The 12,686-nt window shown below is 71.4% G+C and carries 11 protein-coding genes; 1 reads left to right on the top strand and 10 read right to left on the bottom strand.

Features of this window, described 5'->3' with window-relative positions; genetic code table 11:
- Window positions 1-129 precede the first annotated feature (129 nt).
- Window positions 130-411: a DUF3039 domain-containing protein gene (locus ACSU6L_RS22840; RefSeq protein ID WP_073938237.1), complete on the bottom strand. Its 282-nt coding sequence runs from the start codon at window positions 409-411 to the stop codon at window positions 130-132.
- Between the two features lie 30 nt (window positions 412-441).
- On the bottom strand, window positions 442-1,014 hold the full coding sequence (locus tag ACSU6L_RS22835) for a YqgE/AlgH family protein (RefSeq protein ID WP_073938236.1): 573 nt from the start codon (window positions 1,012-1,014) through the stop codon (window positions 442-444).
- 255 nt (window positions 1,015-1,269) lie between these two features.
- Between ACSU6L_RS22835 and murA the strand changes: the two genes are divergently transcribed.
- On the top strand, window positions 1,270-2,610 hold the full coding sequence (gene murA, locus ACSU6L_RS22830) for a UDP-N-acetylglucosamine 1-carboxyvinyltransferase (protein WP_437059546.1): 1,341 nt from the start codon (window positions 1,270-1,272) through the stop codon (window positions 2,608-2,610).
- Window positions 2,611-2,700: 90 nt separating this feature from the next.
- Here the strand turns inward: murA and ACSU6L_RS22825 are convergent, their stop codons facing one another.
- From ACSU6L_RS22825 to ACSU6L_RS22790, 8 genes are all read right to left on the bottom strand, one after another.
- Entirely contained in the window at window positions 2,701-2,982 is a 282-nt protein-coding gene (locus ACSU6L_RS22825; RefSeq protein WP_003990598.1) for an HU family DNA-binding protein, read from the bottom strand.
- A gap of 384 nt (window positions 2,983-3,366) precedes the next feature.
- Window positions 3,367-4,782, bottom strand: coding sequence for an NAD-dependent malic enzyme (locus ACSU6L_RS22820; protein ID WP_437059544.1), 1,416 nt, complete (start codon window positions 4,780-4,782; stop codon window positions 3,367-3,369).
- Between the two features lie 365 nt (window positions 4,783-5,147).
- Window positions 5,148-7,457 carry a HelD family protein gene (locus ACSU6L_RS22815; RefSeq protein WP_437059542.1) on the bottom strand — a complete coding sequence of 770 codons (2,310 nt, stop codon included), beginning with the start codon at window positions 7,455-7,457 and terminating at the stop codon, window positions 5,148-5,150.
- A 185-nt stretch (window positions 7,458-7,642) separates the two neighbouring features.
- Window positions 7,643-8,431, bottom strand: coding sequence for an anti-sigma factor family protein (locus tag ACSU6L_RS22810; RefSeq protein ID WP_073938232.1), 789 nt, complete (start codon window positions 8,429-8,431; stop codon window positions 7,643-7,645).
- Between the two features lie 50 nt (window positions 8,432-8,481).
- Complete coding sequence (locus ACSU6L_RS22805; protein ID WP_437059540.1) at window positions 8,482-9,066, bottom strand: sigma-70 family RNA polymerase sigma factor; 585 nt, start codon at window positions 9,064-9,066, stop codon at window positions 8,482-8,484.
- Window positions 9,067-9,294: 228 nt separating this feature from the next.
- The gene (locus ACSU6L_RS22800) at window positions 9,295-9,906 is read right to left on the bottom strand and encodes a CGNR zinc finger domain-containing protein (protein WP_437059538.1); all 612 of its coding nucleotides are present in this window, start codon (window positions 9,904-9,906) and stop codon (window positions 9,295-9,297) included.
- 97 nt (window positions 9,907-10,003) lie between these two features.
- Window positions 10,004-11,173: a uroporphyrinogen-III synthase gene (locus tag ACSU6L_RS22795; protein ID WP_437059536.1), complete on the bottom strand. Its 1,170-nt coding sequence runs from the start codon at window positions 11,171-11,173 to the stop codon at window positions 10,004-10,006.
- A gap of 97 nt (window positions 11,174-11,270) precedes the next feature.
- Window positions 11,271-12,665, bottom strand: a complete 1,395-nt coding sequence (locus ACSU6L_RS22790; RefSeq protein WP_437059534.1) for a nitrate/nitrite transporter — start codon at window positions 12,663-12,665, stop codon at window positions 11,271-11,273.
- Window positions 12,666-12,686 lie beyond the last annotated feature (21 nt).

The following is a 12,686-nucleotide window of genomic DNA, read 5'->3' as shown; positions in this document are numbered from 1 at the left end:
CCGAACACGCCGACAAGAGGTCTCAACCACTTCGTGACACACTTCGCGGCACACGTAAGGCCCCCCGTGCGCGCACCGAGCGCGCCCCGGGGGGCCTTACGCAGATCCGTGAGGCAGGCGGACTACGGCCTACTTGTCGCCCTTGCCCTTGTCGTCACCGCCGGAGCCCATGGACTCGTAGATCTCCTTGCACATGGGACACACGGGGTACTTCTTCGGGTCGCGACCCGGCACCCAGACCTTGCCGCACAGCGCCACGACGGGGGTGCCGTCGAGGGCGCTCGCCATGATCTTGTCCTTCTGGACGTAGTGGGCGAAGCGCTCGTGGTCGCCGTCGCCGTGGGACACCTGCGGCGTCGGCTCTACGAGGGTCCCCGTACCAGTCCCGCGCTCGGGCTCGAGAGTGCTCATAGAACCCAAGAGTACTGAAGCTCACATGGTTCAGTTGAGCGAAGGGTCGTCCGGGTACGTGGCCACCATCGCCAGCTCGTTGCGCTGGCGGCGGAGCACTTCGCGCCAGAGTCTCTCGGGCACCGGGCAGGACACGTCGCCGGGTTCGGACTCGACCACGTACCAGGCGCCGTCCACCAGCTCGTCCTCCAGCTGACCGGGCCCCCAGCCGGCGTACCCGGCGAAGATCCGCAGCGAGCCGACGGCCGAGGCGAGGAGTTCCGGCGGGGCCTCCAGGTCGACCAGGCCGATCGCGCCGTGCACCCGCCGCCAGCCCAGCGGCGCCGCCTCGCCGGACGCCCCGCCGGGGACGACCGCGACACCGAGGGCCGAGTCCAGGGACACCGGGCCGCCCTGGAAGACCACGCCGGGCTCGCCGGCCAGGTCCGCCCAGCCCTCCAGGATGTCGCCCACCCCGACCGGCGTCGGACGGTTGAGGACGACACCGAGGGAGCCCTCCTCGTCGTGGTCGAGAAGGAGCACCACCGCACGGTCGAAGTTCGGGTCCGCCAGGGCGGGCGTTGCCACGAGCAGCCGCCCCGTGAGCGAGGACACCTCGGTCATGCCAGACATGATCCCGCATCTTCCCCCGGTGTGGGGAGGCAATCGTGACGCCCGGGTGAACGCCCGGCGGGGCGCACCGGTGCACCCCGCGCGCACGGCGGCAGTGGTGACCCCATGTGCCCGATTGGGAACGGTTCGTGTTGTGACACAGCTATGACGTCGCTGGGCGGTACTTGGGCTTACGGAAGGGGGGTCCGGGGCCATTAGTCTGTCTCTCCGGCCCTGCCCCACACTCCCATACGGAACGCGAGATTCATGACCGTCAACGACGATGTCCTGCTTGTCCACGGCGGAACCCCGCTGGAGGGCGAGATCCGTGTCCGCGGTGCGAAGAACCTCGTACCGAAGGCCATGGTGGCCGCGCTGCTGGGCAGCGCTCCCAGTCGGCTGCGCAACGTCCCGGACATCCGCGACGTGCGGGTGGTCCGCGGGCTGCTGCAGCTGCACGGCGTGACGGTCCGTCCGGGCGAGGAACCGGGCGAGCTGGTGCTGGACCCGACGCACGTCGAGAGCGCCAACGTGGCCGACATCGACGCCCACGCGGGTTCCAGCCGCATCCCGATCCTCTTCTGCGGCCCGCTGCTGCACCGGCTCGGGCACGCCTTCATCCCCGGCCTCGGCGGCTGCGACATCGGCGGGCGGCCGATCGACTTCCACTTCGACGTGCTGCGGCAGTTCGGCGCGACGATCGAGAAGCGCGCGGACGGCCAGTACCTGGAGGCCCCGCAGCGGCTGCGCGGCACGAAGATCCGGCTGCCGTACCCGTCCGTCGGCGCGACCGAGCAGGTGCTGCTGACGGCGGTGCTCGCCGAGGGCGTGACGGAACTCTCGAACGCGGCCGTGGAGCCGGAGATCGAGGACCTGATCTGCGTCCTGCAGAAGATGGGCGCCATCATCGCGATGGACACCGACCGCACGATCCGCATCACCGGTGTGGACAAGCTCGGCGGCTACACGCACCGCGCCCTCCCGGACCGGCTGGAGGCCGCCTCCTGGGCGTCCGCGGCGCTGGCGACCGAGGGCGACATCTACGTCCGCGGCGCCCAGCAGCGCTCGATGATGACGTTCCTCAACACCTACCGGAAGGTGGGCGGCGCCTTCGAGATCGACGACGAGGGCATCCGTTTCTGGCACCCGGGCGGGCAGTTGAAGTCCATCGCCCTGGAGACGGACGTGCACCCCGGCTTCCAGACGGACTGGCAGCAGCCGCTGGTCGTGGCGCTCACCCAGGCCACGGGCCTGTCGATCATCCACGAGACGGTCTACGAGTCCCGGCTCGGCTTCACCTCCGCGCTGAACCAGATGGGCGCGCACATCCAGCTGTACCGCGAGTGCCTGGGCGGCTCCGACTGCCGCTTCGGCCAGCGCAACTTCCTGCACTCCGCGGTCGTGTCCGGCCCGACCCGCCTCCAGGGCGCCGACCTGGTCATCCCCGACCTGCGCGGCGGCTTCTCGTACCTCATCGCGGCGCTGGCGGCCCAGGGCACGTCCCGGGTCCACGGCATCGACCTGATCAACCGCGGCTACGAGAACTTCATGGAGAAGCTCATGGAGCTGGGCGCGAAGGTCGAGCTGCCGGGCAAGGCCCTCGGCTGACACTTCTGCTCCGACACGCCGATGGGGCGGCCACCCGAGTCCGGGTGACCGCCCCATCGGCGTTCAGCAAGGCTTCACGTAAACGCGCCCTTACTTGCCCTTGGCCGCTTCCTTGAGCTTGGAGCCCGCGGAGACCTTCACGCTGTAGCCGGCCGGGATCTGGATCGGCTCGCCGGTCTGCGGGTTACGCGCGGTGCGAGCGGCACGGTGGGTGCGCTCGAAGGTCAGGAAGCCGGGGATGGTGACCTTCTCGTCCCCCTTGGAGACGATGTCGCCGACGACGTCGGCGAACGCGGCCAGCACGGCGTCGGCGTCCTTGCGGGTCACCTCGGCGCGGTCGGCCAGCGCGGCCACCAGCTCACTGCGGTTCATGTTGTTACTCCCGTGTTCTTCTTGCTGTTGGGGCGTGCCACGCGGCGAAGCCGCATCTCGGGCACAGCGAAGCCGATGCTGCCAGGGCCCTCGGACGGGTCCCGGACCCGGGTCCGTCGTCAGACGCTCGCGCCCAGGACCGCATCCTGCCCCTACCTGCGGCGGGAAAGCCAATCCGGCACCCATTGGAGTCGTGAGAACACCCTTGGGAGTCACACGAGGAGCGCCCCTGACCGGCCGTCCACCCGGATGGCGGCGGCCGACGGCCCGCCTACCCTAGAGGGCGCCCGGGGTCGCTCGGTTCCACGACGCGCCGTGGCGGCGGCTCATCGTGTCGATCCTCACAGCCCCGGCACAGTCCCGCCAGGGATTTTGCGCGCGGTGCTACGCGGTGGCGCCCGCCGCCTTCGCCGCGTCCCGCACGGCGCCGGCGACGGCGCCCGCGACCTTGTCGTTGAAGACGGACGGGATGATGTAGTTCGGGTTCAGCTCGTCCTCGGTGACGACGTCCGCGAGGGCCTTCGCGGCCGCGAGCATCATGTCGGTGTTCACCGTGCGGGACTGGGCGTCGAGCAGGCCGCGGAAGACGCCCGGGAAGACCAGCACGTTGTTGATCTGGTTCGGGAAGTCGGAGCGGCCGGTGGCCACAACTGCCGCGGTCTGGCGGGCGATTGCGGGGTCCACCTCGGGGTCGGGGTTCGCGAGCGCGAACACGATGGCGTCGTCGGCCATGGCGGCCACGTCGTCGCCGTCGAGGACGTTCGGGGCGGAGACGCCGATGAAGACGTCGGCGCCGCGCACGGCCTCCTTGAGGGTGCCGGTGATGCCCTCGGGGTTGGTGTTGTCGGCGATCCAGCGCAGCGGGGAGTCGGGGGCGGCCTCGACCAGGTCCTCGCGGCCGGCGTGCACGACGCCGTGGATGTCGGCGACGACGGCGTGCTTGACGCCGGCGGCGATCAGCAGCTTGAGGATGGCCGTACCGGCCGCGCCGGCGCCGGACATGACCACGCGGACGTCGCCAACTCCCTTGTTCACCACGCGCAGTGCGTTGGTGAGGGCGGCGAGCACGACGATGGCGGTGCCGTGCTGGTCGTCGTGGAAGACGGGGATGTCCAGGGCCTCGCGCAGCCGGGCCTCGATCTCGAAGCAGCGCGGGGCGGAGATGTCCTCGAGGTTGATGCCGGCGAACCCGGGGGCGATCGCCTTGACGATCTCGACGATGGCGTCGCTGTCCTGGGTGTCGAGGCAGATCGGCCAGGCGTCGATGCCGGCGAACCGCTTGAACAGGGCCGCCTTGCCCTCCATGACGGGCAGCGCGGCCTTGGGGCCGATGTTGCCCAGGCCGAGCACGGCGGAGCCGTCCGTCACGACCGCAACGGAGTTGCGCTTGATGGTCAGACGGCGGGCGTCCTCGGGGTTCTCGGCGATCGCCATGCAGACGCGGGCGACGCCGGGCGTGTAGACCATGGAGAGGTCGTCACGGTTGCGGATGGGGTGCTTCGACGCCATCTCGATCTTGCCGCCGAGGTGCATCAGGAACGTACGGTCGGAGACCTTGCCCAGCGTGACGCCCTCGATGGTGCGCAGTTTGCCGACGATCTCGTCGGCGTGCGCGGTCGAGCTGGCCGCGATGGTGACGTCGATCCGGAGCTTCTCGTGGCCGGACGCGGTGACGTCGAGGCCGGTCACCGAGCCTCCGGAGGACTCCACGGCGGTGGTGAGCTGCGAGACGGCGGTTCCGCTCGCGGGCACCTCCAGCCGGATGGTCATCGAGTAGGAGACGCTGGGCGCCGTTGCCATGGCCGACTTCCTCTGCTTTCACCGTGTCGCGAAGTTGTGCCGTCCGATCGTCGCACCTACCCCTGAGTACGCGGTAGCCGCCCCGAATTGCGGACGTTTTGTTCACGGGTGGCCGCGAACTTTGGAAAACATCTTCCACGATACGAGATTCAATCAGCCAGGGATACGACAACAAAGAGGCCCACGTCACATCGGACGTGGGCCTCTTCGAACGTTCATGACACCGACCCGCCATGCTCGCCTCGCGGCAAGTGGTCGCTCGTAGCGACGAAGGTTGGGCCCGGGGGCTTGGATCGAGCCGGTGTCACACCCAGGCTAACAAACGATCCCGGAAGGCCATTCCCGTCCGGGGAAAACTCCCCCGGTCAGTCCCTCAGCAGATCCGGGACCCCGGCCGCGTCCGCCTCGTCCCGCTCGCCGGAGACCACCGTCAGCTGCTGGGTCGCCCTGGTCAGGGCCACGTACAGCACCCTGAGGCCCGCCGGGGACTCGTCGGCGATCTCCGCCGGGGAGACGACGACCGTCGCGTCGTACTCCAGGCCCTTCGCCTCCAGGCTGCCCAGCGCCACCACCCGGTCGCCGAGCCCGGCCAGCCAGCGCCGCGCCTCCTCGCGCCGGTTCATGGCGACGACGACGCCGATGGTGCCGTCGACCCGCTCCAGCAGTCGCGCGGCCTCCTCCCGGACGGTCTCGCCCAGGGACTCCCCCACGACCGTGAAACGCGGCTCCACGCCCGTCGAGCGCACCGCCGACGGCGACTCGGACCCCGGCATCGCCAGCGCCAGCACCTTCGACGCCAGCTCGGCGATCTCCGCGGGGTTGCGGTAGTTCACGGTGAGCCGGAAGCGGCGGCGCGGGCGGGTGCCCAGGGCCTCGTCGCGGGCCTCCGCCGCCTCGTCGGGGTCGGACCACGAGGACTGGGCCGGGTCGCCGACGATCGTCCAGGTGGCGTGCCGGCCACGGCGGCCGACCATGCGCCACTGCATCGGCGTGAGGTCCTGGGCCTCGTCGACGATGACGTGCGCGTACTCCACCCGCTCCTGCGCCAGCCGCTCGGCGCGCTCGCGCTGCGACTCCTCGCGCACCGGCATCAGCTCCTCCAGGCCGGTGAGCTGGTCCAGCGGGTCCAGCTCCCGCTTCCTGCGGGGCCGGGCGGGGGCGCCGAGGACGGCGTTCAGCTCGTCGAGCATCGCGATGTCGTGCACGGAGTGGCCGTCCCGCTTCAGCGAGCGGGCCACCTTGCGCACCTCGCCCGGGTTGAGCACCCGCCGGGACCAGCGGCCGAGCCGCCGCTCGTCGGCCATGGCGGCGAGCACGCCCGCCGGGGTCAGCTCGGGCCACCAGGCGTCGAGGAAGGCGATGAACGCGTCCTCGCTCGTCACGTCCTCGTCGAAGGAGGAGCGCAGCTCGGCGGCCAGCTCCGGGTCGGTGTGCCGGCCGGCGGCGCCGGACTTCTCCCAGAGGGCGTCGAGGAGCAGCTTGCGGGCGCGCGGGCGGAGCAGGTTGACCGGGGCCGTGCCGCCGAGGGCGGCCTGGCGGATCCGGCCCAGCTCGTCGGCCTCCAGTTCGAGGCGGCGGCCGAAGGCGACGACCCTGAGCCGGTCCGGTGAACCGTTCGGCTCCAGCGCGCCGCGCGCGGCCTTGCGCAGCACCTTCAGCATCCGGGACGAGCCCTTGGCGCGGGCCACGGCCGGGGAGTCGTACAGCGTGGCCTCGGCGCCGTCGACGAGCGAGCCGATCGCCCGGATGGCGACCTGGCCCTCCTCGCCGAGGGAGGGCAGGACGCCCTCGGTGTACGCCACCAGCAGCGGGGTCGGGGAGACGATCAGGATGCCGCCCGCGTACCGGCGGCGGTCCTGGTAGAGGAGGTAGGCCGCGCGGTGCAGGGCGACGGCCGTCTTGCCGGTGCCGGGGCCGCCCTCGACGTACGTCACGGAGGCGGCGGGCGCGCGGATCACCAGGTCCTGCTCGGCCTGGATGGAGGCGACGATGTCCCGCATGGTGTGGCTGCGGGCCCGGCCGAGGGCGGCCATCAGGGCGCCGTCGCCGATCACGGGCAGCTCGTCGCCGTCCAGGAACGCCTTCAGCTCGGGACGCATCAGGTCGTCCTCGACGCCGAGGACCCGGCGGCCCTTGGAACGGATCACCCGGCGCCGTACGACCCGTCCCGGGTCCACCGGGGTGGAGCGGTAGAACGGGGCGGCGGCGGGGGCCCGCCAGTCGATGACCAGCGGGGCGTAGTCCTGGTCGAGGACGCCGATGCGGCCGATGTGCAGGGTCTCGGCGATGTCGGCGGTGCTGTCGGGGCGTACCGCCCCTTCGGCGGGCTCCACCGCCGTGTAGGCGCCGTCGGGGCCCTTCTTGCCGTCCTTGCCGAGCAGCAGGTCGATCCGGCCGAACAGGAAGTCCTCGAACTCGTTGTTCAGCCGGTTCAGGTGCACGCCCGCCCGGAAGACCTGCGCGTCCCGCTCCGCGAGCGCGCCGGGTGTGCCGACCTGGCCGCGGCGGGCCGCGTCCTCCATCAGGAATTCCGCCTCGTGGATCTTCTCCTCCAGGCGGCGGTAGACCTTGTCGAGGTGTTCCTGTTCGACGCCGATCTCGCGATCGCGTACGGAGTCGTGACCGGTGTCCTGAACCGAGTCGACCGCGGAATCCTGCTGAGCCTGTGCGGCCACCGGGCCCCCTTCTGACGTGCTGGGCAGCCGTCAACCGTACGCGAAGAGGGCGGCTCGCGGCTACGGGGCGCCTACTGAAGAGGGGGTTCCGTCCGCCGGCGGGTGCGGGTCCGTCGTGCCCGGTCGCGCCGTTCCCCCGCCCCTGGGGGCGCGCCCCCAGGGGCGCGGCCCCGCCGGGCCGGTCGCTAGGCGTCGACCTCCACCAGCCGCTTGCCGTCGAAGGTCATGATCTCGAAGTGGTCGATCTCGTCGGGCGTGAACGCGGCGCCGCCGTGGACGTACAGCGGTTGCTTGGCCTGTTCGGTGGTGGCGCCCGGGATGCCGTAGCCCCAGTTCGGGACGGACCAGGAGGTGACCGTCTCGCGTTCGCCGTTCTTGCCGACCGCGATCAGGGCGCACTTCTGCGGACCCTTGACGTTCTTCAGCTCCAGGACGGCATGGGTGCCCCACGCCTTCTTCTCCAGCGCCACGGTCGCGCTGACCTGGGTGCCGGGGTCGGTGGCGGTGACCTTGTCGTCGATGTCGTCGAACGACGCCTTGGCGGGGCTGCCGGCGTGCGCGGACACCTTCGGGCCGCCGTCGTCGCCGCCCCCGCTGGTCGCCACGGCGACGAACGGGCCGCCGACGATCAGCGCGGCCGCCGCCGCGACCATGTAGAAACCGCGCCGGCGCTTCTGCGCGCGGCGCTCGGCGACCTCGTCGACCAGTCTCTCCGCGAGCCGCGGGCTGGGCTTCGCCGACAGGGACTCCCCGATCGCGGGCGTGCTGCCGGTGCCGGGCAGGTCGGCGAGCGCGGCCAGCATCGGCTCCATGCCGGCCAGCTCGTCGAGCTGCTCGGCGCACCACTCGCAGCTCGCGAGATGCGCCTCGAAAGCGGTTGCTTCGGCGTCGTCGAGAATCCCGAGGGCGTAGGCGCCGACGGTCTCGTGTTCGTTCGGGCCCGTGGGTCCCTGTGCCCCCTGAGATCCCTGCATGGGGCCAGACATACCCGGACCCCCCGCGTCGTATCCCCCGTATGCACTCATCACGCCGTCACCCCCCGCTCCTCCAGTGCCAGCTTCATCGAACGCAGCGCGTAGAACACCCGGGAGCGCACCGTGCCACTCGGTATCCCCAGTTTCTCAGCCGCCTCATTGACGGTACGCCCCTTGAAGTACGTCTCGACGAGCACCTCCCGGTGAGCCGGGGTCAGGTCGTCGAGCGCGTCCGACAGCGTCATCAGCCACAGCGCCTTGTCGATCTCGTCCTCCGCGGGGATGACCTCCAGCGGCGACGGGTCGACCTCCTGCGGCCGGGCCTGCCGGCTGCGGTGGCCGTCGATGACGATGCGCCGGGCGACCGTCACCAGCCAGGGGCGTACCGATCCGGTCGCTCGGTTGAGCTGACCGGCGTTCTTCCAGGCACGGATGAGCGTTTCCTGCACCACGTCCTCGGCGCGCTGCCGGTCTCCGGCGACCAGGCGCAGCACATAGGCGAGCAGGGGTCCGGCGTGCTCGCGGTACAGCGCGCGCATCAACTCCTCGTCGGGCTCCGGAGGCTGGGCGGACATGCGATGTCGGGCCCTCGTTCCACGTTCCTTGGCCACGACGGAATCCTTGCGCACGCCCACCTCCGATGTCCGGGGGTTCCCCCGACCGGTCGCTCGACGACGTGTACGCGCGCCGGGCGCGAGGTGTTCAAAGCGAGGCGACAGATTTCTTCGAGACGGCGTGACGAGGGGGACATGAATGCACAATCCCCTCGTAGCGTCTTCACATTTCCCCCACGAAGGCAAAGGCGGCGGCTCCTGCGGCGTGCCTGCCAGGTGACTGCCGTGCCGCCTGCCGTGTTGCCTGAATCACTTCACCGGGGCCGCACTTGTGAGGGCCGCCCGGCGCCGGTGCCGGGCCACCCGCACCCGGTTCCCGCACACCTCGCTGGAGCACCAGCGCCTGCGCCGCCCCCGTGAGGTGTCGAGGTAGACGATGGGGCAGTCGTCGCCCGCGCACTGGCGCAGACAGGCCCGCGCGAGCGGGTCGGTGAGCAGGTCCACGGCGTCCCGGGCGACGGCCGCGAGGAGCGCGGGGCAGTCCGGGGGCCGGTCCAGCCGCCGTACCAGCGTGCCGTCGTCGGCGCGGACCGCGCGCGGCGCCGGGGGCGCGGTGCGGGCCAACTCGTTGACGCGGGCGAGCGCGTGGTCGTACGACGTGCCGGGCGCGGCGACGCGCAGCGTGCCGCGGACCAAGGGGTCGATACGGCCGCGCAGTTCGCGGAAGCCGAGCAGCCAGGAGGCGTCGGCGTGGCCGAGCAGAGTGCCCGGCGGCACCAGGCCGGCCCCGGCGATCCAGGCGCACAACATCCCGACGGAGTCGAGCCGTTCCCCGGGGTGAGTGGTCGCCAGCAGGTCGAGACAGTGGCGCCCGGCGTCGAACCGCAGCTCGGGGGCTTCCGTGGCCGTACCCAGTGCCATGCGCCTGTCACCGCCTAGGAGGAGTCTCCTGTTCCCTCCTACAGTGCCTGCCCGGCTTCCCGGCCGGAACCCCTCGGGACGCCCACGGGCCGCCGGGTCAGGCGTCGGCGTACTTGGCGTCGGCCGCCGGGTCGAGGGCCAGCCGGTAGCCGCGTTTGACGACGGTCTGGATGAGCTTCGGGGCGCCGAGGGCCGTCCGCAGCCGGGCCATCGCGGTCTCGACGGCGTGCTCGTCGCGGCCCGCGCCCGGCAGGGCCCGCAGCAGCTCGGCCCGCGCCACCACCCAGCCCGGCCTCCGGGACAGCGCCCGCAGCAGGGACATCCCCGCGGGCGGCACCGGACGCAGCTCCCCGTCCACCAGCACGGCGTGCCCGCGGATCTCCACCCGGTGCCCGGCGACCGGCAACGACCGTGCGCGGCCGGGCAGTTCCTTGCAGAGCAGCTGGACGAGCGGGCCGAGCCGGAAGCGTTCGGGCTGCACGGTGTCGACGCCGTGGGCCTGGAGCGGCAGCGCGGTCACCGGGCCGACGCAGGCCGGCAGGACGTCGTGGCCGAGGGCGGCGAGCACGTCGGGCAGCAGTCCGCGTTCCTCGGCGCGGTTCAGCAGGGACTGGGCGGCCGGCGCGCTGGTGAAGGTGAGCGCGTCCACGCCCCGGGCGACGGCGGCGTCCAGCAGCCGGTCCACGGGCGTCAGGTCCTCCGGCGGCAGCCAGCGGTACACCGGCACCCCGACCACCTCGGCGCCGCCCGCCCGCAGCGCCTCCACGAACCCGGGCAGCGGCTCACCGTGCAGTTGTACGGCGATCCGGCGCCCGTCGACGCCCTCCGCCAGCAGCCGGTCCAGCACCTCGGCCAGCGACTCGGAGCACGGCGACCAGTCCTCGGTCAGCCCGGCGGCCCGGATCGCGCCCTTGACCTTGGGGCCGCGGGCCAGCAGTTCGACCCCGCGCAGCCGCTCCAGCAGCGGCTCGCCGAGTCCCCACCCGTCGGCGGCCTCGATCCATCCGCGGAACCCGATGGCGGTGGTGGCCACCACCACGTCCGGCACCTTGTCGAGCAGTTCCTTGGTCGCGGCCAGCAGCTCGCTGTCGTCGGCGAGCGGCACGATCCGCAGGGCCGGGGCGTGCAGGACCGCGGCTCCGCGCCGCTGGAGCAGGGCGCCGAGTTCATCGGCGCGGCGCGCGGCGGTCACACCCACGGTGAACCCGGCGAGGGGCCCGTGTTCGGCCCGCTCTGGGGTCCCGTTGTCCGGCTGCTGTTCGTACATCACTCTCGTCCCGCACTCGAGTCGTGGACCTACATGCCGCCGAGCCTGTCAACGCCGCGTGACAGGCTCGGTTCGGCTTGATGTCGCCGGTGTTACGTCACACCTCGGCGTAGCTGAGCTGCGTGTTCTTCTCGGTGGCCGATTCGGCGGCCGGCTGTGGGGCGGCCGGGCGGCGGCGAAGGTATACGGACCAGGTGACCACGAAGCACGCCGCGTACCAGACCAGGAAGGCGACGAACGCGCCGGTTCCGGAGCCATAGGAGAGGAACGACTGCCGGAAGGCCATGTTGATGCCGACCCCGCCGAGCGCGCCGACCGCGCCGATCAGCCCCATCGACGCACCCGACAGCCGCCGCCCGTAGGCCGCCGCCTCCTCGCCCTTCAGCCCCTTGGCGAGGGCCTTGGCGTGGAAGATGCCGGGGATCATCTTGAAGGTGGAGCCGTTGCCGAGCCCGCTGAGCACGAACAGTACGACGAAGACGGACACGAACAGCGCGAGCGACTTCTGCACGCTGGCGTAGATGAGGACGGCGGTGGCGGCACCCATGCCGACGTAGTTGTAGAGGCTGATGCGCGCCCCGCCGTAGCGGTCGGCGAGCCAGCCGCCGAGGGGCCGGATCAGGGAGCCGAGCAGCGGGCCGATGAAGGTCAGGTAGGCCGCCTGGAGCGGCGTACGCCCGAACTGGTTCGTCAGCACCTGGCCGAAGGCGAAGCTGTACCCGATGAAGGAGCCGAACGTCCCGATGTAGAGGAAGGACATGATCCAGGTGTGCCCGTCGCGCGCGGCGTCCTTCGCGGCCCCGGTGTCGTTCTTCACGTTCTCCAGGTTGTCCATGAAGAGCGCGGCGAGGACGGCGGCGACGAGGATCAGCGGGATGTAGATCCCGAGCAGGACGCGCGGCCCGCCGCTCGCCCCGATGATGGCGAGGGCGGCGAGCTGGATGACGGGCACGCCGATGTTCCCGCCGCCGGCGTTCAGCCCGAGCGCCCACCCCTTCTTCTTCAACGGGAAGAAGGCGTTGATGTTGGTCATGGAGGAGGCGAAGTTGCCGCCGCCGACACCGGCGAGGAGACCGACGAGGACGAACGTGGAGAAGGAGGTCCCCGGCTCCATCACGGTGAACGCGGCGATCGTCGGGATGAGCAGCATGGCCGCGGAGATGACCGTCCAGTTCCGCCCGCCGAAGATCGCGACGGCGAAGGTGTACGGCACCCGGACCACGGCCCCGACCAGGGTGACCACCGAGGTCAGCAGGAACTTGTCGGCCGGCGTGAGCCCGTACTCCGGCCCCATGAACAGCACCAGCACCGACCACATCGTCCAGACCGAGAAACCGATGTGCTCGGACAGCACGGAGAAGAACAGGTTCCGCCGGGCGACGCGCTCCCCCGTCTCCTTCCAGAACGTCTCGTCCTCCGGATCCCAGTGCTGGATCCAGCGTCCGCCCCTGCCGGGGGACGGGGGTGCGGGGGCTGTACTAGGGGCCGTCATGACGCCTCCACGGGGCTCCGG

Origin of the sequence: Streptomyces sp. enrichment culture (assembly GCF_964272855.1) — a bacterium.
In the GTDB taxonomy this organism is placed as follows: domain Bacteria; phylum Actinomycetota; class Actinomycetes; order Streptomycetales; family Streptomycetaceae; genus Streptomyces.
The sequence above is the reverse complement of the archived record's forward strand: the minus strand, read 5'-3'. Positions and strand labels throughout refer to the sequence as shown.

What these genes read in the sequence shown, in the direction of transcription:
- ACSU6L_RS22840 (WP_073938237.1), bottom strand. Translation starts at nt 411, where the DNA reads ATGAGCACTCTCGAGCCCGAGCGCGGGACTGGTACGGGGACCCTCGTA.
- ACSU6L_RS22835 (WP_073938236.1), bottom strand. Translation starts at nt 1,014, where the DNA reads ATGACCGAGGTGTCCTCGCTCACGGGGCGGCTGCTCGTGGCAACGCCC.
- murA (WP_437059546.1), top strand. Translation starts at nt 1,270, where the DNA reads ATGACCGTCAACGACGATGTCCTGCTTGTCCACGGCGGAACCCCGCTG.
- ACSU6L_RS22825 (WP_003990598.1), bottom strand. Translation starts at nt 2,982, where the DNA reads ATGAACCGCAGTGAGCTGGTGGCCGCGCTGGCCGACCGCGCCGAGGTG.
- ACSU6L_RS22820 (WP_437059544.1), bottom strand. Translation starts at nt 4,782, where the DNA reads ATGGCAACGGCGCCCAGCGTCTCCTACTCGATGACCATCCGGCTGGAG.
- ACSU6L_RS22810 (WP_073938232.1), bottom strand. Translation starts at nt 8,431, where the DNA reads ATGCAGGGATCTCAGGGGGCACAGGGACCCACGGGCCCGAACGAACAC.
- ACSU6L_RS22800 (WP_437059538.1), bottom strand. Translation starts at nt 9,906, where the DNA reads ATGGCACTGGGTACGGCCACGGAAGCCCCCGAGCTGCGGTTCGACGCC.
- ACSU6L_RS22795 (WP_437059536.1), bottom strand. Translation starts at nt 11,173, where the DNA reads ATGTACGAACAGCAGCCGGACAACGGGACCCCAGAGCGGGCCGAACAC.
- ACSU6L_RS22790 (WP_437059534.1), bottom strand. Translation starts at nt 12,665, where the DNA reads ATGACGGCCCCTAGTACAGCCCCCGCACCCCCGTCCCCCGGCAGGGGC.